Source organism: Sinomonas soli (assembly GCF_054782415.1).
The window spans coordinates 184,667-206,993 of record NZ_BAAGSN010000013.1; the positions used below are offsets into that span (position 1 = coordinate 184,667).

Here is a 22,327-nt window from a genome sequence, read left to right on the forward strand (position 1 = left end):
CCCAACCCCAGACCCTCCCGAAGAGAAAGAGGTTCACCGTGGCACCGAAGAATCTGCAGGAAGTCCTCGACGCGTCCAAGGGCGCCGTCGACCTGCTGCGCAACTCCCAGATCGGCTCCTACATCTACCCGGTGGTCCCCGCGGACTTCCAGAACTGGATCAAGGAGCAGAAGGCGTGGCGCGAGACGGCCGTGCTGTACGACCAGTCGCACCACATGGACAACCTGTTCCTCAAGGGCTCGGACGCGATCAAGCTCATCACCGCGACCGCGATCAACTCCACCGCCAACTTCCCGGTGGACAAGGCCAAGCAGTACGTCCCCACCACGGCCTCGGGCCACGTGATCGGGGACGGCATCCTCTTCCGCGAGGCCGAGGACGAGTACGTCTACGTGGGCCGCGCCCCCGTCACCAACTGGCTCCTGTACCAGGGCGAGACGGGCGGGTACGCCAACCTCGACATCACGGCCGACCGCCGCTCGCCCTCGCGCCCCTACGGGCACGCCGTCTCGCGGCAGTACTACCGCTTCCAGATCCAGGGCCCGAACGCCTGGGCGGTCATCGAGAAGCTCAACGGCGGCCCGGTCGAGCAGCTGAAGTTCTTCAACATGTCCACCATGACGATCGACGGCACCACGGTCCGGACCCTCCGCCACGGCATGGCCGGCGCACCCGGCCTCGAGGTGTGGGGCCCCTACGCGGACCACGACCGCATCATGAACGCGATCGTCGAGGCCGGCGCGGAGTTCGGGCTCGTGCCCGTGGGCTCGCGCGCCTACCCCTCCAACACCCTCGAGTCCGGCTGGATCCCCTCGCCGCTCCCGGCCATCTACACGGGCGAGGCCGAGCGCGGCTACCGCGAGTGGCTCCCGGCGGACGGCTACGAGGCCACCGGCACGCTGGCCGGCTCGTTCGTCTCGGACAGCATCGAGGACTACTACCTCACGCCGTGGGAGCTCGGCTACGGCTCGTTCGTGAAGTTCGACCACGACTTCATCGGCCGCGACGCCCTCGAGAAGATGGACCCGGCCACGCAGCGCCGCAAGGTCACCCTCGCCTGGAACCCCGAGGACATGACGAAGATCTTCGGCTCGCTCTTCGACGTGGACGGCCCGCAGTACAAGTTCTTCGACCTGCCGCTGGCCAACTACGGCTCGGCCAACTACGACTCGGTGGTGGACGCCGACGGCAACGTGGTCGGGTTCTCGATGTTCACCGGCTACAGCGCGAACGAGCGCCGCGCGCTCTCGCTCGCGACCGTGGACCCCAACGTGCCCGAGGGCGCCGAGCTCAAGGTGGTCTGGGGCGAGCCCGACGGCGGGAGCCGCAAGGCCGCCGTCGAGCCCCACGAGCAGATCGAGGTCCGTGCCGTGGTCAGCCCCGTCCCGTACTCCACCGTGGCCCGCACGGAGTACCACGGCGGCTGGCGCACCAACTACCAGACGGCCTAGGTTGGGAACTCGGCACGGGGCACACCGCCCCGTGCCGAGTCCGTGTCTCAAGGAGGTCCGATGAGCCTGAGGTTCGCGCTGCTGGCCCTGCTCCGCGTCGGCCCGCTCTCGGGCTACGACCTGCAGAAGCAGTTCTCCCTCTCGGTGGGGCACGTGTGGCACGCCCCCGACTCCCAGATCTACCCCGAGCTGCGCAAGATGGAGGCCGAGGGCCTCATCGAGGGCGAGGAGCAGGCCAGAGGCCAGCGCGCCACGCGCCGGGTCTACCACGTCACCCCCGCGGGGGAGCGGGCCTTCCTCGACTGGATGGGCACCCCGCTCGAGTACGCGCGCGTCCGCGACCCCGCCCACTTGCGCGCCGCCTACCTCGAGGCGGCCACCCCGGCGGCGGCCCGCGAGTTCTTCCGCGCGCACATCACGCAGTGGGAGGGCGAACTGGCGCAGTGGGAGGGCGAGCTCCGCCGCATCGACGCTGTCGCGAACCCGATGCTGGCCCGGCGGCTCGCGGTGACCGAGCCCGGGGCGCGCGAGCGGACCGTGGCCTTCAAGCGCTTCACCTACGAGGGCCTCGTGGACCGCGCCCGGTCGGAGATCGCCTGGGCGCGCCGCGGCCTCGAGCTCGTCGAGGGGCTCGAGGCGGCCGACGGCGGGTGGGCGGGCACGCGCGCCACCGGCGCCTGATCCGCTCCGGCCGCCTACTCGGTGTTGGCGTGCGCCGCCCGGGCGGCGGCGTTGTCGACCTGCCTCCGCTCGGCGAGGATCAGGCACGCCGCATCCAGCGCCAGGTGGGTCGCCTGGTCGAACAGGCTCGAGAGCGGCTGGATGCTGGGGGCCTCGCCCGGGCGCCGGTATTTCGTGGCGGCCGGGAGGACGAGCCGCGTCCCGGCGAGCTGTCCGAGCGGGGACTCAGGGTCCGAGGTGACCGCATGCACCCGTGCCCCGGCCAACGCGGCGGACTGGGCGATCTGCACAGTGTGGCCCGTGGTGCCGGACCCGGAGACGGCCACGAGGAGGTCTCGGGGGCCGACTGCCGGGGTGGTGGTCTCTCCGACCACATGGACGGCCAGGCCCAGGTGCATGAGGCGCATCGCGAAGGCCCGCGCCATGAGGCCCGAGCGGCCCTCGCCGGTGACGAAGACGCGCGGCGCCTCCTCGAGCGCGTGCACCGTCGCGTGGAGCTCGTCGCGGTCGACGCGCGCGAGGACCGGCTCCAGTTCGCGGGCGATCGTGGTCAGGGGATCATCGGCCACTGCGGGTCCTCTCGGTGCTGTTCAGGCTGTCGATGCGGTCGCGGAGCTGCTCCGCGGCGGCGAGGGGATCGGGCGCGCCCGTCACCGAGCCGCCCACGATCACGCGCAGGTGCGGGAGGGCCGCGAGCGCCGGCAGGTCGTCCACGCCCAGTCCACCGGCGAGCGCGAGCCTGCGTCCGGCCGCCCACTCGCCGAGCAGGCTCGCGGGGCCGGCGTGCGCGGCCTGGACGTCCTTGGCCACATGGGCGGCCAGGACCACCTCGTCGGGCAGGTCGGCGGCGAGCCCGGCCCGCCGCTCCTCGCTCGTGGCCATGAGGTCGACGACGGTCTCCGCGCCGTGCTCCTGCGCCGTCCGGACGGCCTTCTCGATGGTCGCGTCATGGGCGACGCCGAGGACGGTCGCCGACCGCGCGCCAGCTTCGAACGCCATCCGGAATTCGGTCGCGGCGTCGTCGGCCGTCTTGAGGTCCGCGAGGACGGGGGTGGGCCCCGCCGCCGCGGCGATCTCGGCGAGCAGCCCCATGCCGTGCGCCTTGATGAGCGAGGTGCCCACCTCGATGACGTCGGCGGAGGGGGCCAGGGCGCGCGCGAGGACGAGCGCCCGCTCCCGGGGGATGCGGTCGAGTGCTATCTGGAGCTCCACAGGGGGTGTCCTCCTCGGGTCAGGGAGCCGGCGCCAGGGTGGCGGCGGCGGTGAAGGCGGCGATCTGCGCCCGGGTGGGGAGGCCGTCGCGGTCGCCGCGGTGGGTGGTGGCCAGGGCTCCGACGGCGCTCGCGCGCTCGAGGGCGGCGGCGTCGTCGAGCCCGTCGAGGAGCGCGCTTATGAAGCCGGCGGCGAACCCGTCGCCCGCCCCGACGGTGTCGACCACGCTGACCCGGAAGCCCGCGTGGTCCCACCGGCCCCCCGCGGTGTGGAGGGACGCGCCGGCTGCGCCGTCCTTGACGGCGACCCGTGAGGCCCCTAGCGCGAGGTAGAAGTCGGCGATGCCGTCGGCGCTGTCCCGGCCGGTGAGGAGCAGCCCCTCGGCGCGGCCCGGCAGGACCCAGTCGGCCCTGCTCGCGATGGCATTGGTCGCGTCGATGAGCTCTGCCTCGCTCGCCCACAGGGTGGGTCTGATGTTGGGGTCGAAGGAGACGGTCGCGCCGTGGGCGCGGGCCACTTCGAGGGCGCGCAGCGCGAAGGCGCGGGTGCTCGGCGAGAGTGCGAGCGGGATGCCGGTGAGGTGCAGGTGCCGGGCCGAGGCGATGCACGCGTCGGCCGCCTCGCTCGCGGCGAGCCGGCTCCCGGCCGAGCCCGCGCGGAAGTACCGCACCTCGGGGTCGCCCCCGAGGGACAGGCCCTTGAGCTGGAAGCCGGTGGGGGCGCTCTCGTCCACCGTCGCCGCGCGCGTGTCCACGCCCTCGGCCCGGAGGGTCTCGAGGGCGTACGTGCCGAACGGGTCGGCCCCCACGCGCCCGATCCAGCCCGAGCGGTGGCCGAGCCGCGCGAGCCCGACGGCGACGTTGGTCTCCGCACCCGCCAGGCCGCGCTCGAACGTGGTGACCTCGTGCAGGGGGCCGGGCTCGCACGCCATGAACATGGCCATGGCCTCGCCGAACGTGACGGCGTCCAGGTCCCCGCTCATGCCGCCGCCTCCTGCCGCGGCGACCAGGCCTCCACGGGGTTGCCCAGCTCTCCGAGCCCGTCGATGCGCACGGAGACCGAGTCCCCGGGCGCGAGCGGGACGTCGCGCCCGGGAGCGCCGGTGAGGACGAGGTCGCCCGGGCCCAGGGGCATCAGCTGGGCGAGATAGGCGAGGATCTCGCCCGGGTCGCGGGCCAGCCCGGCCGTCGACGCCCGGCTCGCCTCGGTGCCGTTGACGTCCACGGTGATCGAGAGGTCCGCCGGGTCGAGGTCCGTGTCGATCCAGGGCCCGACGGGGGTGAACGTGTGCCGGCTCTTCGCGGCGGTCCAGAGCGGGTCGCCGCCCTGGGCGTCCCGGTCCGTGACGTCGTTGGCGACGGTGAGGCCCAGGACGCAGGAGAGCAGGTCCGAGGCCCGCACCCCCGAGGTCTCCCGGCCGATCACGAGGGCGAGCTCGCCCTCCGCGACGGTCCGGCAGGCGTCGTCCGGCAGCCGCAGCGCGGCCCCGGGGCCGACCACGGTGCGGGCGGCCTTCAGGAACGCCCGCGGGGGGAGGGCCCGGTCCTCGGGGCCGGTGTTGCGGGCCATGCCGACCACGGTGCGGGGCTCGACCGGCGCGAGCAGCCGGGCCCCGGCGGCGGGGACGCGGGTCCCGGTGTGCCGCGGCCGGCCCGCGAAGGGGTCGGCGAGCACGGCGAACTCCCCGCCGTCCCAGCTCGCGTAGTCCGTGCCGCCGGCATGGGCGATCCTGCACACGCGCATCTCAGGACTCCGCGGTGCGGAGCGCGGAGCCGGACAGGGCGGCGGCGCGGGGCCGGACGAAGGGGATGAGCACGGCGGATCCGGCGAGGCTCGCGGCCATGAGCAGGAAGGAGGCGCTGCTCGAGCCCGTGGCGCCGTCGAGCCAGCCCACGAAGTAGGAGCCGACGAAGCCGCCGAGGGCGCCGAGGGAGTTCACCAGCGCGATGGCAGGGCCTGCCACCTCGCGCGGCATGAGCTCCGGGATCGCGGCGAAGAACGGCCCGTACGGGGCGTACATGGCCGCGCCCGCGACCACGAGGAGGACGAAGGCCGCCCAGAAGTTCTTGGGCCCGATGAGGTAGGAGCCGTAGAACGCGATGGCGCTGAGGGCCAGCCATGGCCAGACGTAGCGGTTGCGGTGGCCGGAGAGGTCCGAGAGTCGGCTGTTGACGACCATGAGGATCACGGCGAACACGTACGGGATGGCGGAGATGAGGCCGGTCATCCCGATCCCCTCGCCGCTCGCGGCCTTCACGATCGACGGCAGCCAGAAGACGAACCCGTAGACGCCGAGGCTCCACAGGAAGTACTGCACGGACAGGATGACGACGTTGCGGGACCGCAGCGCGCTCCACAGCGAGGCCGCGGGGGTCATCGCGCGCTGCTCGGCGTCCAGGGCGTCCTCGACGTAGCCGCGCTCCTCCTTGCTGAGCCACGGCGCCTGGTGCGGGTGGTCGGCGACGAGCGCCCGGAACACGAAGGCCCAGACGATGGCCGGAACGCCCTCGATGATGAACATCCAGCGCCACGACGTCGCCTCGACGAGGTAGCCGGAGACCGCCGTGAGCCACAGGACCGTGACCGGGTTGCCGAGGATCAGGTAGGTGTTGGCCCGTCCGCGCTCGGCCTTCGTGAACCAGTGGCTCAGGAAGATCACCATGGCCGGCAGGACGGCGGCCTCGACGACGCCGAGGAGGAAGCGCACCACCATGAGCCACGGGACGGAGGAGACGACGCCCTGCAGCGAGGCCAGCACGCCCCAGGCGAGCAGGCTCCAGAAGATCAGGGTGCGGGCGCTGCGCCGCTCGGCGTAGACGCCGGCGGGCACCTGGAAGAGGAAGTAGCCGAGGAAGAACAGGGCCCCCAGCAGCGCCGAGACACCGGCATCCAGATGCAGGTCGCCCTTCATCCCGCCGGCGACGCCGATCGAGTAGTTCGACCGGTCCAGATAGGCCAGCGAATAGGTCACGAATGCAATCGGAAGGAGCCGGGCCCAGCGTGCATGGCCCGGAGAAGACGCGGCCGCCCGGATGGACCCGGGCCGCATGGCGGAGTCGGACATGAGATCACCTCACTGTGATGATGTTCCATATGATGGAAGGGCTTGTCGCCACTTGGAATCCAGTCTGCGCCCTCCCGCGGGGGGTGCACAAGGGGTCGCGGCCAGAAGTTTCCTCCTACCGGCATCCCCTCCCATATCGTGGAATGGTTCTGGCATACTGGGGCCATGACCCAGACTCCCCCGGACATGGTCGGGAAGGCCCTGCTGCTGCTGACCCTGCTCGGCGACTACCCCGACGGGGCGTCCCTCTCCGAGGTGGCCAGGAGGGCCGGGTTCCCCCTGAGCACGGCCCACCGCCTGGCCGCCGCCCTCGTGCGGGACGGCTACGCGTGCGTCGACGAGGTCAGCCGCCGCTACAGCCTCGGGCTCCAGACCTTCTCCCTGGCCAGCCGCGTCGCCCACCGGCACGGGTTCGCAGGCTCCGCCCTGCCCGTGCTCCGCCGGCTCGCCGACCAGACCGCCGAGAGCGCGCTCATGTCCGTCATCGACGGGCACCACCAGCTCTACGTGCACCACGTCCAGGGCAGCCACTCCGTGAGCGTCAGTGGAGAGCCGGGGCGCCGCGGACCGCTGCACTGCACCTCGATGGGCAAGGTGCTCGTCGCCTTCGCCACCGACCCCGCCCGCACTGACCTCGTGGAGACCCTCGAGCTCACGGCGTACACGCCGCACACCATGGTGGACAGGGACCAGTTCCGGCGGGAGATCGAGGCGGTGGCCGCCCAGGGCTACGCGATCGCCGACGAGGAGCACGAGGCTGGAATCCGCGCGATCGGCGTCCCCGTGCACAACCCCGATGGCCTCGCCGTCGCGGCGCTGTCCGTCGCCGCGCCCGCGTACCGCGTGAGCCGGGAGAAGCTGCTCGACTACCTCCCCGCGCTGCACGAGGCTGCGCAGGAGCTGACCGTCCTCCTGCCCCCGCGCTGACCCGGGGGCTGCGAGCGGGCCCCTCGGCTGGGCCCCGGCAGCGCCTGATCAAGGGTCTTGACGGCGCTGGCCTGTAATTAATAAAATCGAGTTACAAATCAATCGCTCGGCCCGACATCCCCAGCATCGGGGCCGACGCACTCCAGCCGGCACCCCGCCCGCCCCACTCCGGGGCGGGCCGGGGGCCAGCCGCTCCGCCCGGGGCTCGAGGGCTTCCCCGTCCCACGGCTTCACCGCACCCGGTGCGGTTCTCCATCAGCCGGGCGGCCGCGGCCGCCCCTGCGAAAGGGCCTCCATGGGAACATGGGCAGCTCTCGCGCACCAGCCGACCTTCCCCCTCGGGACCATGCTCCTCCTCACCGACGGCACCGTCATGTGCCAGTCGGGCGGATCGCGGAGCTGGTGTCGGCTGACGCCCGATGAATCAGGCAGCTACGTCGGGGGGACGTGGACACAGCTCGCCGACATGCACAGCTCGCGCCTCTACTACGCCTCCGCCGTGCTGCGCGACGGTCGCGTCCTCGTCGCCGGCGGCGAGTACAGCGACGCCGGCTCCGACACGGACACGGCGGAGATCTACGATCCCGTCGCCGACACCTGGACGAGCATCGGCAACCCCGGGTGGGGCCACCTCGGCGACGCGGCCGCGTGCCTGCTCGCCGACGGGCAGCTCCTCGCGGGCAACCTCAGCGACGGGCGCACCGCCGTCTACGATCCCGCAGCCGACGCCTGGACCGCCACCGGGACCATGGCAGCGCGCTCCAACGAGGAATCGTGGACGCTGCTCCCGGACGGCTCCGTGGTCACCGTCAGCTGCGCGAACCATCCCCAAGCCGAGCGGTACATCCCGTCCACCGGCGCATGGATCAGCGCCGGCTCCACCCCGGTAGAGCTCGTCCAGGCCTCCTCGATCGAGATCGGCCCCGCGCTGCTCCTGCCGGACGGCCGGGTGTTCTGCGCCGGCGCAACCGGCCACACCGCCCTCTACACCCCCTCCGGGGACACGACCGGGACCGGCTCCTGGGCCGCCGGGCCGGACTTCCCGACGGACGCCCAGGGCCGGCTGCTCAAGGCGAAGGACGCGCCCGCCGCGCTCCTGCCCAACGGGCGCGTGCTCTGCACGGCGGGACCCGCCGGGGACGCGGCGGGGGACTGGCCCACGCCGACGATGTTCTTCGAGTTCGACGGCGCATCCCTCACCCGCGTCGCCGACCCGCCGAACGCCGACCAGGTCATCTACCAGGGCCGCATGCTCCTGCTCCCGACCGGCGAGGTGCTCTACGGGGCCCAGACCGCCGCCCTCTACGCCTACCAGCCGGACCCCGGGGGAGACCCGGGGTGGGCGCCTGCCATCGCCTCGGTGCCCACGAGCCTCGGCATCGACGGCACCTACACCCTCACCGGGACCCAGCTCAACGGGCTCTCCCAGGCCGTGGGCTACGGAGACGACGCGCAGATGGCCACGAACTACCCGCTCGTCCGGCTCACCGGCACGTACTCCGGCAAGGTCCGCTACCTGCGCACCGCCGAGCACTCGACCATGGCGGTCGCCACGGGCAGTGCGGCCGTCTCGACCCAGTTCACCGTGCCCCACGACCTCGAGTTCGGGCCGTACGAGCTCAGCGTCGTGGCCAACGGCATCGCCTCCGCACCGGTGGCGGTCACCGTCGGCCTCGGATCCGGGCGCGCCCAGTACCTCGTGGTCGACACCTGGACCCCGAGCCAGGACGGCGCCCTGTGGGCGTACGTCGGAGGCGCCTGGCGCGGCCGCGTGATCGGCCAGTCGGAGCTCGTCGGCGTCGCGCAGGACCTCTTCGCCGCGGAGGCGGTCGACGTCTGGTGGGACTCCACCGGCCTCGTCACCGCCAGGGGCTGGTCCTCGCCGCACTGACCGCGCGCTTCCCGCGCCACCCTCCTTCGCACCGCCCGCGCTCCTCGCACCCGCCCCGTCCTCCTTCGCACCCGCCCCGTCCTTTAGGAGCCAGCCATGTACACCCCCTCACAGGCCGTCATCGACCAGCTCGACGCCGCCTCCAACGCCCTCGCGGCCGCGCCGTCGTCGGCCTCCCAGCCCTCCGCCCCGCCCCAGCCCGGCGCGGCCGCGGCGAAGCAGCCCACCCCCGGCGCCGCACCCGCAGGGACCGGCGGCAACGCGACCACCCACTACCTCGTCCTGGACCACTACGTCGCCGGCGGGCCGGCAGCGCTCTGGGCCTACGACGGCGCAGCCTGGCGCGCCGGGCTCATCTCCGAGCCCGGCGACGAGCAGGGGTTCGTCCAGGTCGCCTTCGCCGCGAACCGCGTCGACGTGTGGTGGGACACCGGCGGATCACTCAGCGTGGTCCGCTCCTGGAAGTACCTCTGAGAGCCGAGGACCAGCCATGACCGCAGCAGCAGCCCCGCGCGCCGCCCACTCCTACGGCTGGGTGCCGGACGTCCCGGACCAGCGCGACCACCTCTTCGCCGCGCCCCGCGAGGTGATGGGCGCCCTCCCGCCGTCCGTGGACCTCACGGCGGCCTGCCCGCCCGTCTACGACCAGGGCCAGCTCGGGTCCTGCACGGCCAACGCGATTGCCGCCGCCCTCGAGTTCGACGCCGACAAGGAGGGCATCGCCGGCTACACCACGCCCTCGCGCCTGTTCATCTACTACAACGAGCGCGCCGCGGAGCACACGGTGGCGAGCGACGCCGGCGCCCAGATCCGCGACGGGATCAAGTCCGTCTCGGCCCAGGGCGCCTGCCCGGAGACCGAGTGGCCCTACGACATCGGCCAGTTTGCGGCGAAGCCGGGCGAGCAGTGCTACATCGACGCCAAGCAGCACCGCGCCATCGCCTACCAGCGCGTGGCGCGGTCCATCGCCCAGATGCAGGGCTGCCTCGCCGCCGGCTACCCGTTCGTGTACGGCTTCACCGTCTACGAGTCCTTCGAGGGCCCGGAGGTCGCCCACACCGGCGTCGTGCCCATGCCGGCCCCCAACGAGCAGGTCCTCGGCGGCCACGCCGTCCTCGCGGTCGGGTACGACAACGCGACCCAGTGCTTCCGGGTGCGCAACTCGTGGGGCACCGGCTGGGGACAGGCCGGCTACTTCACGATGCCCTACCAGTACCTGCTCTCGACTGGCCTGGCCAGCGACTTCTGGACCGTCCGGACCGTCGCCTGACATGCGCGGCGACCCCAGCACTCCACGGGCGGGAGCGCTCGACATCCTCGAGCTCCGGGTCCACGGCGTCCGCAACACGCCGCCCCAGGAGATGCTCGGGGTCGCCGTCGACGAGATCGAGGTGGCCCGCGACGGCGCCATCCCGCTCGCCGACGGGCTCGCAGGCTTCTACACGGCCAAGGCCCCCGCCCCGGACGCCCCGACGCGGATCGAGGCCTACAGCTGGGGGCACCTGGACCGCTTCGCAAAGGGCCGCGGCTTCCTCACCGGCGCGTGGCGCACCGCGTACAACGTGGTCTGGTTCCTCGTCGCGCCGTTCGGCTTCGCGAACGCCGGGTACTGGGCGCGCGCGTTCGAGACCGACCCCGGCCGCGAGGGCGGCCTGCGCACGGGCAGCGGCGGGGGGATCACGCGGCTGTTCGGCCTCGCGCTCACGCTCCTGCTCACCTCTGCCGTCTCGACCGTCGTGTTCGACCTCGTGGCGGTCCAGTGCTTCCTGCCCGCCGACCGGGCCGGCACGTGGCGCGTGTGCAGCGCCCTGCCCGGCCAGCTCGACGGGCTCGGGCAGTGGACGCGCGGCCAGCGGCTGGCCCTGTTCTCCCTCGCGCCCCTGGCCGCCGTCGCCGCGATGGCCGTGCTCGGGCTCATCAGCGACGTGCGGTTCCGCACCCGGATCCACGACGCCGCCAGGGTCCGCGCGGCGCAGGGCGCCCCGGACGCGCTCCCGCTCGCCGTCCCCGAGATGTGGATGCGGCGGCGGGTCAACTCGCCGACGGGCCTGACCCACCTCGCGGCGAGCCTCGACCTCGTGGTGGCCACGCTCGCCTGGGACGCCACCCCGCACGACGGCGCCACCGCACCGACTCTCTTTGTCCTCGCCCTCGTGCACCTCGCCGCCTCCGCGGCCATGATCGCCTTCTGGGCGAGGTCCGTGCGGGCGCCGCACCCTGTCCCCGGCGGCGAGGGCGCGCTGCGGCGGTTCGCCGGCAGCCGCGACGCCCAGGCGGGGCTGCTGCTGGTCCTGGCCGCCGTCATCTACGTGCTCTGCCTCGTCCTGGAGATCTGGGGCACGGGCACCGACGTCCCCGGCCCGTTCGGCGGCGGCCAGCTCACCCCGACCCTCATCCTCGTGGCACTCACGGTCCTGGCCACCGCCGGCTGCGTGGTCCGCGCCGGCTACAACGAGTGGATCGCGGCGGCCGTCCTCGCCACCGGGACCGCGGCCCTCTGGGCCCTGCTCGCCGGTTGGCTGGATCCCCTCTGGCCGGGGGCGAACGCGGCGGCGCTGGCGGTCGTCGTGTTCAGCGGCGTGGCCGTCGTGGTGCCCTACCTGTCCCTGCGACGCCGGAACGCGCGCGCCCGCGAGGAGGCCTGGCACGGCGCCGGGCCCGGGGTCTTCATGTTCCTCGGGCTGCTGGTCGGGGCGTTCCTCGCGAGCGCCCTCGCGCTCGGAGCCGGCGCCTGGCTGCGGTCGGGCCGGTTCCAGACCAGCGCCGTGCCCGGGGACCCGCTCTTCCGGGCCGTGTCCCTGCCCGGCGGCGCGCACGACATCGCGGTGCCGATCGCCTTCTGGGCCTTCGGCGGGGTGCTCGGCCTCATGGTCGCCGTGGTGATGCTCGTGCTCATCGTCGTGGGGCTGCTGAAGCTGCGCAGCACGACCATCGACGACCCCGCCATCGACCCGGCCGAGGAGTGCTACCGCCCCGAGATCGCCCGGCAGCGCCGCGCGAGCGCCTTCCTCCAGCGCTCCGAGCCGCTCCTGCACTTCCTCGCCTGGACGGTCGGGGTGGCCGTGGCGGTCTCCCTCGCGCTCGCCGTCCTGTGGCAGTACCGCGACCGCAGCGGGCGCTGGGCCTGGGTGCGCGGCGTGCTCGCCGGGGCGTTCGGCCCGGACTCCGTGGCTGGGCTGTGGCAGGCCGGCCAACTGATCGTCCTCACGGCCGTGGTGCTCGGCGGCGCGGCAGTGCTGGCCCTCGCCGTGGCCAAGGCCGCCGCCCCCGACGCCGCGCGGCCGCTGGGGCTGCTGTGGGACCTCATGGCGTGGCTCCCGCGGGCCGCGCACCCCTTCGGGCCGGCGTGCTACAGCGAGCGGGCCGTCCCGGAGCTCGCGGACCGCATGATCCGCTGGCTCGAGCCGGACGGCGCCCCGGACCCGAACCGCAGGGTCCTGCTGGCCACCCACAGCCTCGGCACAGTCCTCGGCGTCGCGGCGCTGTTCCACCTCGCGGCGACCGGGCACGCGGACCTGCTCCCGCGGGTGCGCCTGCTGAGCTTCGGAATGCAGCTGCGCCCGTACTTCGGGCGGTTCTTCCCGGAGCTGTTCGGGCCGGACGTGCTCGGCACGCCCGGGGTGGCGGCGCCGTCGTTCTGGACCGCGGACCCGTGGAAGGGCAAGGACCTGCCGGCCCTCGGCGCCCCGCCGCGCAGCCGCGCCCGTGTCCTGGCCCGCGTGGGCGTGCCCGACGGCCCTGTCTCCGGCGCGCCCGACGCCGGCCGCTCGCCGGGCGCGGGACCGCTCACCGCGCTGCTCGGCACGGCCCCGGTCCGGTCCGGGCGCCAGGGCGTCAACGGCCAGGGCGCCGACGGGCAGGGCACCCAGCAGGGCGGCCTGGCGCAGCCCGTGTGGCTGAACCTGTGGCGGCGCACCGACTACCTCGGGTTCCCGGGCTACTCGTACGCCCGGGACGCCAACGTCCTGGACCGGCTGGCCCTGGAGATGGAGCCCGATTCCTACATGGCCCAGGTCGCGACCCACGGCAACTACCTGCCCACGGCGGCCTACATCGAGGCGCGCCGCGACCTGCTCCTGAACTGGTAGCCGCGCGTTCAGCGGGGCCCGAGGCGCTCGAGCCGCCGGGCCCAGCTCGGGGCGGCCTCGGGCCGCGGGCCGATCGCGATGAACCGCGCCGGGAGCCGCTGCAGCAGCGGGAAGCGGCCCAGGAGCTTGAGCGGCAGCGGCAGCGTGTCCGGCGAGGTCGCGAGGGCGCCCCGGAGGGCCCGGTTCACCACTCCCCGGTGCGCGAGGCGCTGGAACGCCTGCACGAGCCTCGTCGGGGGGAGCCGGCGCCGCTGCACGGCCGCGAGCACGTCCTCGGGGACGGGGCCGGGGGAGCGGCGCATCCACTGGCCCACGATCCGGGCGGCCGCCACGGCGTCCTGGATCGCGAGGTTGATGCCCACGCCCCCGACGGGGGACATGGGGTGGGCGGCGTCGCCGATCAGGAGCAGGCCGTCGCGGTGCCAGGTGTCGAGCCGCTCGATGCGCACATCGAGCAGCTTGACGTCGTCGAGCCGCTCGGGCGCGCCGTCGAGGCGGTCGGCGAGCCACGGCTGCAGCCGGGCGAGCCGCGCCCGGAACGCGTCGAGGCCCTCCGTGCGCAGGGCCTCGTCCTGGCCCTTGGCGATGAGGTAGCCGCACTGCCAGGTGTCGCCCCGGTCGATCATGACCATGAACTCGCTCCCGGAGAGGCGCCCGACGCCGCCGTCCGGGTCGCCGGGGTGCCGCGGGAGCCGGAACCACTCGACGTCCACGGGGACCCCGAAGGCCCGGGGGGCGAGGTCCGCGCCCACGCGCACCGCGGACCATCGGCCGTCGCAGCCCACCACGAGGTCCGCGGAGAGGGTGTGCTCGGCGGCCCTCGGCTCCGCTGCGCTGTGCTCGGCCGCCGCCGGGCGGTAGTCGCGCCAGCGCACCCCGGCGACCCGGCCGGCGTCGTGCGTCAGGCCCACTACCTCCGCCGAGCGCAGCAGCGTGAAGTGCGGTTCGCGGGCCGCCGCGTCGGCGAGCATCTCGAGGAAGTCCCACTGCGGCACGAGCGCCACGTGCCGGTGCAGGCCGGGCAGCGACCGGCCCAGATCGGCGAGCCGCACCGTGCCGGCGTCGAGCTGGATCTCCGCCTCCTCGAGGAGGCGGTGGGGGAGCGCGGCGAAGGCCGATCCGAGTCCCAGCTCGTCGAGGAGCGTGAGGGTCGAGGCGTGGACGGTGTCGCCGCGGAAGTCGCGCAGGAAGTCGGGGTGCTTCTCGAGCACCACGGCGTCGATGCCACCGCGGGCCAGCAGCAGTCCCAGGACCATGCCCGCGGGGCCGCCGCCCACCACGGCCACCCGCGTCCTCTCCGGTGCAGCCATGGCCCAAGGGTACGCGTGCGCGGCCCGTTCCGTGCCGCCGCGCACGGAACGGGCGGCCGACGGCGCGAGGAGAGTCGCGCCGTCGGCCGCCCGTTCGTAGGCGGAGCCTCAGTTCTTGAGGTAGCCGTTCGGGTTGAGGACGTACTTCTTCGCCGCGCCCTTATCGAACTCCTCGTAGCCGCGCGGCGCGTCGTCGAGGCTGATGGCCGTGGCGTTGACGTTCTTCGCGATCGAGACGCGATCGTGGAGGATCGCCATCATCAGGCCCCGGTTGTACTTCATGACCGGGCACTGTCCCGTGGTGAACGACAGGGACTTGGCCCAGCCGGTGCCCAGGCTCAGCGACAGCGAGCCCTTCTGGGCGTTCTCGTCGATGCCGCCCGGGTCGCCGGTGACGTAGAGCCCGGGGATGCCGAGGGCTCCGCCGGCGGCCGTGATGTCCATGAGGTCATTCAGCACCGTGGCCGGCGCCTCCTTGGCGCCCGCGCCGTGGCCCTTGGCCTCGAAGCCCACGGCGTCGATGCCGCAGTCCACGAGCGGCTCGCCCAGGATCTGCTCGATCTGCTCGCCGGGGCTGCCCTTGGTGAGGTCCACCGTCTCGCAGCCGAAGCTCGCGGCCTGCTTGAGCCGCTCCGGGTTCATGTCGCCCACGATCACCACAGCGGCGCCCAGCAGGAGCGCGCCCGTCGCCGCAGCCAGGCCCACAGGCCCCGCGCCGGCGACGTACACGGTCGAGCCGACGCCGACGCCCGCCGTGACCGCGCCGTGGAACCCGGTCGGGAAGATGTCCGAGAGCATGGTCAGGTCCATGATCTTCTCGAGCGCCTGGTCCTTGTCCGGGAACTTGAGGCAGTTGAAGTCGGCGTACGGGACGAGCACGTAGTTCGCCTGGCCGCCGACCCAGCCGCCCATGTCCACGTAGCCGTACGCGGAGCCGGGCCGGTCGGGGTTGACGTTGAGGCAGATGCCCGTCTTGCGCTCCTTGCAGTTCCTGCAGCGGCCGCAGGCGATGTTGAACGGGACCGAGACGAGGTCTCCGACCTTGAGGAATTCGACGTCGGGGCCAGTCTCGACGACCTCCCCGGTGATCTCGTGTCCGAGGACGAGGTTCGGCGGGGCCGTGGTGCGGCCGCGGACCATGTGCTGGTCGGACCCGCAGATGTTGGTGGCGACGGTCTTGAGGATGACCCCGTGGGGGACCTTCCGGCCCACGTTGGCCGGATTGACCCCGGGGCCGTCCTTGAGCTCGAACGTCGGGTAGTCGATGTCGATGACCTCGACCTTGCCCGGCTCCTTGTAGGCGACTGCCTTGTTGCCTGCCATTGGTTGGTACCTCTCTGCTCCAGTGAAGCAGGGGCCCCCGCCCCTGCGGTGCTGATTCAGCGGACCGTCTCAGGCGTCAGCAGCGGCTTTGGGGGACCGCGTGGGTTACCGCTGACGTCGTCGTGTGGCGGTCCTCGAACCCTAGGCACCCCGCGCACGGGGGGTCAAGGGGCGGAGGTCCCCGCAGGACGAGCACGCCGCAGGACGACGTCGGCACAGCACAACGACGGCGCAGCACAACGACGCCGCACCCGCTCCCCGTCCGGCTCCAGGGGGAGCGGCGAGGTGCGGATGCGGCGTCGTGCGGGCGGGCTGGGCCCCAGGGGGGCGGGCCCAGAAGCCGCCCAGTAGCCAGCGAGCGGGAAGCCCCGGCTAGCAGGGCGCCCCGCGGGCGGGACAGGGCTCCAGGATCAGGCCGGGAGCTGGAGGACCTGACCGGGGAAGATCAGGTTCGGGTTGGCGATGGTCTTGGCGTTGGCGTCCGCCAGCGCCTGCCAGCCGCCCTTGACGTCGAGCTTCTCGGCGATCTTGCCGAGGGTGTCGCCGGAGACGATCGTGTAGGTCTTGCCGCTCACGGCAACCTCGGCGGCGTGGCGGGCCGGAGCCTGCTGGACCGGGGCGGCCTGCTGGACGGGGACGGCCTGCTGGACCGGGGCCTGCTGGACCGGGACAACCCGCTCGACCGGAGCGGACTGCACCTGGATCGGGGTCGGGTTGGCGCCGGCCGTGCCGGAGAGGCCGAGCTTGGCCGAGCATGCGGGCCACGCGCCCCAGCCCTGGCCGGCGAGCACGCGCTCGGCCACGGCGATCTGCTGGGAGCGGGACGCCGTGGTCGGCGAGCCCGTGCCGCCGTACGCGGCCCAGGTGCTCGGGGTGAACTGGAGGCCACCGGAGAAGCCGTTGCCCGTGTTGATGGACCAGTTGCCACCCGACTCGCACTGGGCGAGCGCGTCCCACGTGGAGCCGTCGGCTGCGTTGGCGGCGGGCGCACCGAGGGCGGCGGCGCTCAGCGCGGCGCCGGACGCGGCGACGAGGGCGAGGGAACGGCGTGCGGCGGTAAGGGTAATCTTCTTCATAGGAAACTCACCATGCTCGGGACTCCACCGGCACTCCTTCCGTCCCCGGAATTCGTCGTGCGCCGCCGGCCCCTGACAGCTCGAAGGTCAGGTCAATGGTGTCTGCGCAGACGGCGGCGAACGGTGGACGGCAGCACCCGGCATATGTGGCCAACGGCTGTTGGCCGCAGGCTTTATGACGCCTCGCAGAGAGCTATCGCGGGCGAAGTCCGTTATCGAACTGATATCTACGGTAGGGTACAAGTCCTCTGTTGCCAAATCGTGACCCAGGGAAGTGTCGGAGAAGGCCGCCGCGGTGGGGCCTAGGCGAGGAGTCCGCGGACGTCGTCGGCCGTCAGGGACGAGGAGAACACCGCGTCATCGTCCATCACGGAGGAGAACAGGGCGGCCTTCTTCTCCTTGAGCTCCATGACCTTCTCCTCGATGGTGCCCTTCGCCACCAGACGATACGTCATGACCCTCCGGGACTGCCCAATCCGGTGCGCCCGGTCCACCGCCTGAGCCTCCGCCGCCGGGTTCCACCACGGGTCGAGGAGGAAGCAGTAGTCCGCCTCCGTGAGGTTGAGCCCGAAGCCGCCGGCCTTGAGCGAGATGAGGAACACCGGGGCCTCGCCCGCCTTGAACCGGGAGACCACCTCGCCGCGGCGCCGGGTCGACCCGTCGAGGTACTCGTAGGCGATCCCCGCGGCGTCCAGGCGCTCCGCGGCCTTCTTCAGGAACGAGGTGAACTGGCTGAACACGAGGGCGCGATGGCCCTCGGCCACCACATCGTCGAGCTGCTCGAGCAGGGCATCGAGCTTCGCGGGCACCACGCCCTCGTGCGAGTCGTCCACGAGCGCAGGGTCCAGTGACATGAGCCGCAGGAGGGTCAGCGAGCGGAAGACGATGAAGCGGTTGCGGTCCAGGTCCTCCACCAGGCCCAGGACCTTCTCCCGCTCCCGCTGCAGGTACTGCTGGTAGAGCGAACGGTGCTTGGGGGAGAGCTCGACTTCCAGCCGCTGCTCGAGCTTCTCCGGCAGGTCCGTGGCGACCGCCTCCTTGGTGCGCCGCAGCATGAGGGGGCGCACCCTGCGGCGGAGCCTCCCCAGCCGCTCCGCGTCGCCGCCCTTCTCGATGGGTCTGGCGAAGTCCTGGGCGAAGTGGTTCGCCGCCGGGAACAGCCCCGGCGAGACGATCGCGAACAGGGCCCATAGCTCCATGAGGTTGTTCTCGAGCGGGGTGCCCGTCAGGGCGAGCTTGAAGGGGACGTCGAGGTCGCGCGCGCACTGGTGCGCCTTCGTGGCGCGGTTCTTGAGGAACTGGGCCTCGTCCATGATGAGCCCGGACCAGTCCAGGGCCGCATACGCCTCGAAGTCGAGGCGGAACAGGGCGTAGCTCGTCACCACGATGTCCGCGCCCTCCGCGGACGCGGCCACAGGCGTGCCCGACTTGCCCTGGGTGTCCGTGAGGGCGACGGCGCGCAGACCCGGGGCGAACCGGGACGCCTCGGCCTCCCAGTTCGGCACCACTGACGTGGGGGCGAGGACGAGGAACGGCGGCTTCGCGGCGGGTCCCGACTCCGCTTCGCTCTGCTCGGCCGCCGTGGTGGCCGGGTCCGCTGCGGTGCGCGCATGCAGGATCAGGGCGAGGGTCTGGAGCGTCTTGCCGAGCCCCATGTCGTCCGCGAGCACGCCGCCGAGGCCGTGGCGGTGCAGGAATGCCAGCCACTGGAAGCCCTCGTCCTGGTACGGGCGCAGGGTGGCATCGAGCCCCCCGGGCACCGGCACCGGGTCGAGGGCATGCGGGTCGAGCAGCCCCTCGACGGTCCGCTTCCACCGGGCCGGCTCGATGGTCTCGCCCGCGAGCTCGGCCATCTCGTCCCAGAGCCCGGCCTGGTAGACGCTCAGCCGCGGAGGCCGCTTCGCGGGCGGGCCCTCGATGCGCCATTCGCGCAGCTCGTGGGACTCGTCGATGATCCGCTTGAGCCGGCGGATCTCCGGGGTGTCGATCCGGAACCAGGTCTTGTCCGGCATGAGGACCTTGTCCCGGCCGCGCGCCAGGGCGGTGAAGACGTCCTGGAAGGGGATGCTCCGGCCCTCGATCTTGACCATGAGGCCGAGGTCGAACCAGTCGTTCTTCTCGGACTCGACCGCGCTGAGCACGAGCTCCGGGGTGCCCTCGAGCCGGCGGTAGTCCGGCTTGGTGCCCTCGATGCGCACGGCGACGCCTTCGAGGCGTTCCAGGGCCGGGAGGATCCGCTCGGCGAAGTCGGCCGTGTCGAGGTCCTCGAGCCGCGCGGGCCCCACCGGCATGCCCTGCAGCGGGCTGTCGGCGAGGACCTCCGCGACAGCCCGCAGCGCGCCCTCCTCGGCGGCCTCGTCCCGGTGGAAGCCCTCGCCCGGGACCGGTGCGAGCGGAACCTGCCGGACGGCGTCGCCCGTCGGATACTCCCAGTGCCAGGCGAGCCGCAGCTCGTCCCGCGGCCCGAAGCTCGCGGTGAGCACGAGGAGGGGAGGCTCGACGGGCGGGAGGTCCACGCCGTCGTCCGCGGTGATCGTGACGGAGCGGGCGAGGTCGGGGTAGAACTCCGCGAGGAATGCCTCCCGGTCCGCGGCCGGGATCTCGACGCCCTCGGGGGTGCCCAGGAGCGCGCGCTCCCGCTCGCCGAGCCGCGCCTCGGACTGGGCGAGGACAATCAGCTCCTCGTCGGCGCCGGTGCGCACGACCGCGTACGTGCCGTGGTCGCCGACCGTCCCGGCACGCTCCGTGGGCAGGGCGACGCCTTCGACGGCGAGGGTCGGGACGAGTCGGAGCGCTGCCGGGTCGTCCGTCCCGGGAAGGGCCTCGAGGCCGACGACGGCGGTCCCCTCCGCCAGGGTGACCCCGGTTCCGCGCCGGGCGGCGACCAGTTCGAGGCCGAGCGGGCCGGCGGCGCCGAGCAGCGTCCACAGCAGGGGGCTCGTGAACTCGTCCAGGTACAGCCAGGGGTCATTGCCGTTCCAGTAGCCCGATCCCGTGCCGAGGCGGAGGGCCTGCAGTTCGCGGAGCAGCTCGAAGTGGGGCGTGTGGAAGTCGCCGACGTGGTCCGGACGGCCGAACCGGCTCCAGGACAGGTCGCCGCGCAGCCACCGACCCGTGGCGGGGTTGTACTCGACCGGCCGCATGCCGAGCCGGTGCTCACGCCGGCGCCTGCCCCGGGACCGTGCGAAGCCGCCGAGGCGGGCCTCGAGGTCCCGGAGCTCGAATTGGAGTCCGAGCCGGCCCGAGCGCCCCTGCAGGTGGCGCTCGCCGGCGGGGTTGATGATGCGCCGCAGCTCGCCCTTCCAGGCCGGCTCCGCCGCCCGCGCCGCGTTCTTCTGGGACGCGTCCGCGCGGAGCCGCTGGGTGTTAGCGGCGAGCACTACGGCGGCGACGTGCTTGCAGTCCGCCGAGATCGGGCAGGTGCACCAGCCTCCGGCGTAGCGGTAGGTGGCCTGCTGGGGCTTGAGGTAGACCCCGACCTCGTACGGCTCGGCGGCCGTGCCGAAGACCTCGGCAGTCAGCTCGGTGATGTCCGGGTGCCAGGCGAGCTTCTCGACCCGTCCGTCCCTGGCGTAGGCGTGGGCCCGGGACATCGCCGCGGCCCCGATCCTGTTGACCATCCCCGCCACGTCGACGAGGGGCAGGGCTCCGCCTCCGGTGCCAGCATGCTGGCCGGGAAGGGAGAGGGGTGCCATGCCTTTATCGTCCCATGCGCCGCCGACAGTCCTGGGCGGGGAGGGTGCCGCCCAAGGGCGGGGCGCGTCCCTACGAGCAGCCCTGGCCGGCGGGATTCGCGGTGCAGTCGTCGGCGTAGAGCTTGACCTCGGACCGCCAGACGCTCAGGGCCTTCGGCGTGCTCGGGACTGGGGCGTTGCCGGCGATGGCCTGGTAGGGGCCGCCGTCCACTGAGAACTCGCCGGTGAAGACGGTCGTCAGGCCTACGTTCACGTCTCCGGTCGCCGCGTAGACGTGGCTCGTGACGGTCTTCTCGCCCCACCGCGACTCGGGGAGGGGGCCGCCGGGCACGGCGGTGACCAGACTCGTCCCATCGCCGTAGCTCCAGCGGTACTCGCTCGGCGTGACGCGGATGGCCACCTTCTTGCCCACGATGGTGATCGAGAAGGACTGGTCGGACGGCTCGGCGTAGATGTTCGTCTCCGCGCCCTTGAGCGTGTGGCGTCCAGGCTGGCTGCCAAGCTTGGAGCCCTTGATCGGAAGTTCCCGGAGCTGCTTCTCCGTCACCGCGATGACGACGTCCCCCGGCCGCTCCGGCGGCTTGCCCGGATAGAGGCAGGCCTGTTCGAGCCGCTCCCACGGCGCACCCTGCTTCCGGGTGTCCTGCCTCTCCCACACGACCATCTGCCCGCCGGGTTCCGCGCTGCACCGGCTGTTGAGAGCCGCGCACGTGCTGACCACCGGCGAATCGGTCTCTGAGGCACAAGCTGGAGCGTAGGAGTAGACGAAGACTTCCTTCACCCCTTCCACCTTCGGAAACTGGAAGACGGCGCGGCCGGACGTCTCGGCGTGCACCTGCGCCGACCGGTCGCCCCATTCACTGTCGACGTCGTCCGCGTTCGCCGGAGCGGGGGTCCCGACGAGGAACGTGATTACTCCGAGTGTCAGCAGCGCACGCGGGGTCTTCACGCTGTCCCGGCTTCCGAAGTCAGCCACGCCCCGTTCTCGAACTTGGCATATAGAGCCTGAGCGGTCTTCAGCTTGCCACCAGCCCGCGACCTGCTGATCTTCCGATCGGGTCCGACTACTTGAGAGGCCGACTCGTCAATGGAGAAGTAGGCAACGACCTGCCCGAGCGGATCTAGTTTCATGTCGGTTGCGAAATCGCTGATGGTCCACTGTGGGCCGACCCTCCATCCACCGTCCGCCTTGGCGGTCTCCCCAGACTTGACATAGGAGACGCACATCTTGCAGTCAGGCTTGGAGACGGCCTTCAGCGGTCCGGTGTCGCCTGTTTCGAGCGCATAGGTGACGGTGTCGAACCAGAACTGCGTGAAGGCCTCGAACCCGGCCTTGGTGTTCTCCTTCGCGGCGGCCGGCAGCTGGGGCCTGGGCAGGTTCCGGGCGGGTCCGGTGGAGCTGGCGGGCGTGGGCCGGGAGTCGGCGGTCGGCGTCGGCGTGGCCGTCGAGGAGGCGCTCGCCGAGCCGGTGGGCGGTCCTTGGGAGTCGGCGTCTGCCCCGCCCGAGCACGCGGAGAGCGCCAGAGCCGAGGCCAGGACGAGGACGGGCAGGGCAGAGCGAAGCGTGCAGCGGCGAATCGCCATTGACATCCCCCGAGGTCGTTGGTGT

General features: G+C 72.7%; 18 protein-coding genes. 7 read left to right on the top strand and 11 right to left on the bottom strand.

Features of this window, described 5'->3' with window-relative positions; translation table 11 throughout:
- Positions 1-38: 38 nt before the first annotated feature.
- Together ligM and ACYVKZ_RS12920 are read left to right on the top strand one after the other, a co-directional pair.
- Positions 39-1,451, top strand: a complete 1,413-nt coding sequence (ligM, locus tag ACYVKZ_RS12915; RefSeq protein WP_460992653.1) for a vanillate/3-O-methylgallate O-demethylase — start codon at positions 39-41, stop codon at positions 1,449-1,451.
- A gap of 60 nt (positions 1,452-1,511) precedes the next feature.
- Positions 1,512-2,132, top strand: coding sequence for a PadR family transcriptional regulator (locus ACYVKZ_RS12920; RefSeq protein ID WP_307005679.1), 621 nt, complete (start codon positions 1,512-1,514; stop codon positions 2,130-2,132).
- 14 nt (positions 2,133-2,146) lie between these two features.
- Here the strand turns inward: ACYVKZ_RS12920 and hxlB are convergent, their stop codons facing one another.
- From hxlB to ACYVKZ_RS12945, 5 genes are read right to left on the bottom strand one after another with little or no spacing between them, the layout of a single operon-like run.
- Positions 2,147-2,701 (bottom strand): 6-phospho-3-hexuloisomerase, encoded by a 555-nt coding sequence (gene hxlB / locus ACYVKZ_RS12925; protein ID WP_460992654.1) that lies wholly within the window; start codon positions 2,699-2,701, stop codon positions 2,147-2,149.
- The gene (locus ACYVKZ_RS12930) at positions 2,691-3,344 is read right to left on the bottom strand and encodes an orotidine 5'-phosphate decarboxylase / HUMPS family protein (RefSeq protein ID WP_460992655.1); all 654 of its coding nucleotides are present in this window, start codon (positions 3,342-3,344) and stop codon (positions 2,691-2,693) included. Before ACYVKZ_RS12930 ends, hxlB begins: the two co-directional genes overlap by 11 nt.
- Before the next feature lie 19 nt (positions 3,345-3,363).
- The gene (locus ACYVKZ_RS12935; RefSeq protein ID WP_460992656.1) at positions 3,364-4,326 is read right to left on the bottom strand and encodes a sugar kinase; all 963 of its coding nucleotides are present in this window, start codon (positions 4,324-4,326) and stop codon (positions 3,364-3,366) included.
- Complete coding sequence (locus tag ACYVKZ_RS12940; RefSeq protein ID WP_460992657.1) at positions 4,323-5,087, bottom strand: fumarylacetoacetate hydrolase family protein; 765 nt, start codon at positions 5,085-5,087, stop codon at positions 4,323-4,325. The genes ACYVKZ_RS12935 and ACYVKZ_RS12940 overlap by 4 nt, the downstream gene beginning before the upstream one ends.
- 1 nt (position 5,088) lies before the next feature.
- Positions 5,089-6,315, bottom strand: a complete 1,227-nt coding sequence (locus tag ACYVKZ_RS12945) for an MFS transporter (RefSeq protein WP_460992658.1) — start codon at positions 6,313-6,315, stop codon at positions 5,089-5,091.
- 258 nt (positions 6,316-6,573) lie between these two features.
- Here ACYVKZ_RS12945 and ACYVKZ_RS12950 point away from each other — a divergent pair, with 258 nt between their 5' ends.
- The 5 genes from ACYVKZ_RS12950 (at position 6,574) to ACYVKZ_RS12970 (ending at position 13,314) form a co-directional block, all read left to right on the top strand.
- Entirely contained in the window at positions 6,574-7,335 is a 762-nt protein-coding gene (locus ACYVKZ_RS12950) for an IclR family transcriptional regulator (protein WP_460992659.1), read from the top strand.
- Positions 7,336-7,630: 295 nt separating this feature from the next.
- Positions 7,631-9,226: a Kelch repeat-containing protein gene (locus ACYVKZ_RS12955; RefSeq protein WP_460992660.1), complete on the top strand. Its 1,596-nt coding sequence runs from the start codon at positions 7,631-7,633 to the stop codon at positions 9,224-9,226.
- A gap of 96 nt (positions 9,227-9,322) precedes the next feature.
- Positions 9,323-9,700 (top strand): hypothetical protein, encoded by a 378-nt coding sequence (locus tag ACYVKZ_RS12960; RefSeq protein WP_460992661.1) that lies wholly within the window; start codon positions 9,323-9,325, stop codon positions 9,698-9,700.
- Positions 9,701-9,716: 16 nt separating this feature from the next.
- Positions 9,717-10,496, top strand: a complete 780-nt coding sequence (locus tag ACYVKZ_RS12965; protein WP_460992662.1) for a C1 family peptidase — start codon at positions 9,717-9,719, stop codon at positions 10,494-10,496.
- Between the two features lies 1 nt (position 10,497).
- Positions 10,498-13,314 (top strand): hypothetical protein, encoded by a 2,817-nt coding sequence (locus tag ACYVKZ_RS12970; protein WP_460992663.1) that lies wholly within the window; start codon positions 10,498-10,500, stop codon positions 13,312-13,314.
- An 8-nt stretch (positions 13,315-13,322) separates the two neighbouring features.
- Here the strand turns inward: ACYVKZ_RS12970 and ACYVKZ_RS12975 are convergent, their stop codons facing one another.
- The 6 genes from ACYVKZ_RS12975 to ACYVKZ_RS13000 all read right to left on the bottom strand — a co-directional run bounded on the left by ACYVKZ_RS12975 (position 13,323) and on the right by ACYVKZ_RS13000 (position 22,302).
- Complete coding sequence (locus ACYVKZ_RS12975) at positions 13,323-14,624, bottom strand: FAD-dependent oxidoreductase (RefSeq protein ID WP_460992664.1); 1,302 nt, start codon at positions 14,622-14,624, stop codon at positions 13,323-13,325.
- Positions 14,625-14,732: 108 nt separating this feature from the next.
- Positions 14,733-15,947 carry a formaldehyde dehydrogenase, glutathione-independent gene (fdhA, locus tag ACYVKZ_RS12980; RefSeq protein WP_460992665.1) on the bottom strand — a complete coding sequence of 405 codons (1,215 nt, stop codon included), beginning with the start codon at positions 15,945-15,947 and terminating at the stop codon, positions 14,733-14,735.
- 410 nt (positions 15,948-16,357) lie between these two features.
- Entirely contained in the window at positions 16,358-17,023 is a 666-nt protein-coding gene (locus tag ACYVKZ_RS12985) for a transglycosylase family protein (protein ID WP_460992666.1), read from the bottom strand.
- A 302-nt stretch (positions 17,024-17,325) separates the two neighbouring features.
- A complete protein-coding gene (locus ACYVKZ_RS12990) occupies positions 17,326-20,718 on the bottom strand; it encodes a DEAD/DEAH box helicase (protein WP_460992667.1) in 3,393 nt (1,130 codons plus the stop codon).
- Between the two features lie 70 nt (positions 20,719-20,788).
- The gene (locus ACYVKZ_RS12995) at positions 20,789-21,694 is read right to left on the bottom strand and encodes a hypothetical protein (RefSeq protein ID WP_460992668.1); all 906 of its coding nucleotides are present in this window, start codon (positions 21,692-21,694) and stop codon (positions 20,789-20,791) included.
- Positions 21,664-22,302: a DUF6318 family protein gene (locus ACYVKZ_RS13000; protein ID WP_460992669.1), complete on the bottom strand. Its 639-nt coding sequence runs from the start codon at positions 22,300-22,302 to the stop codon at positions 21,664-21,666. Before ACYVKZ_RS13000 ends, ACYVKZ_RS12995 begins: the two co-directional genes overlap by 31 nt.
- Between the last annotated feature and the right edge of the window lie 25 nt (positions 22,303-22,327).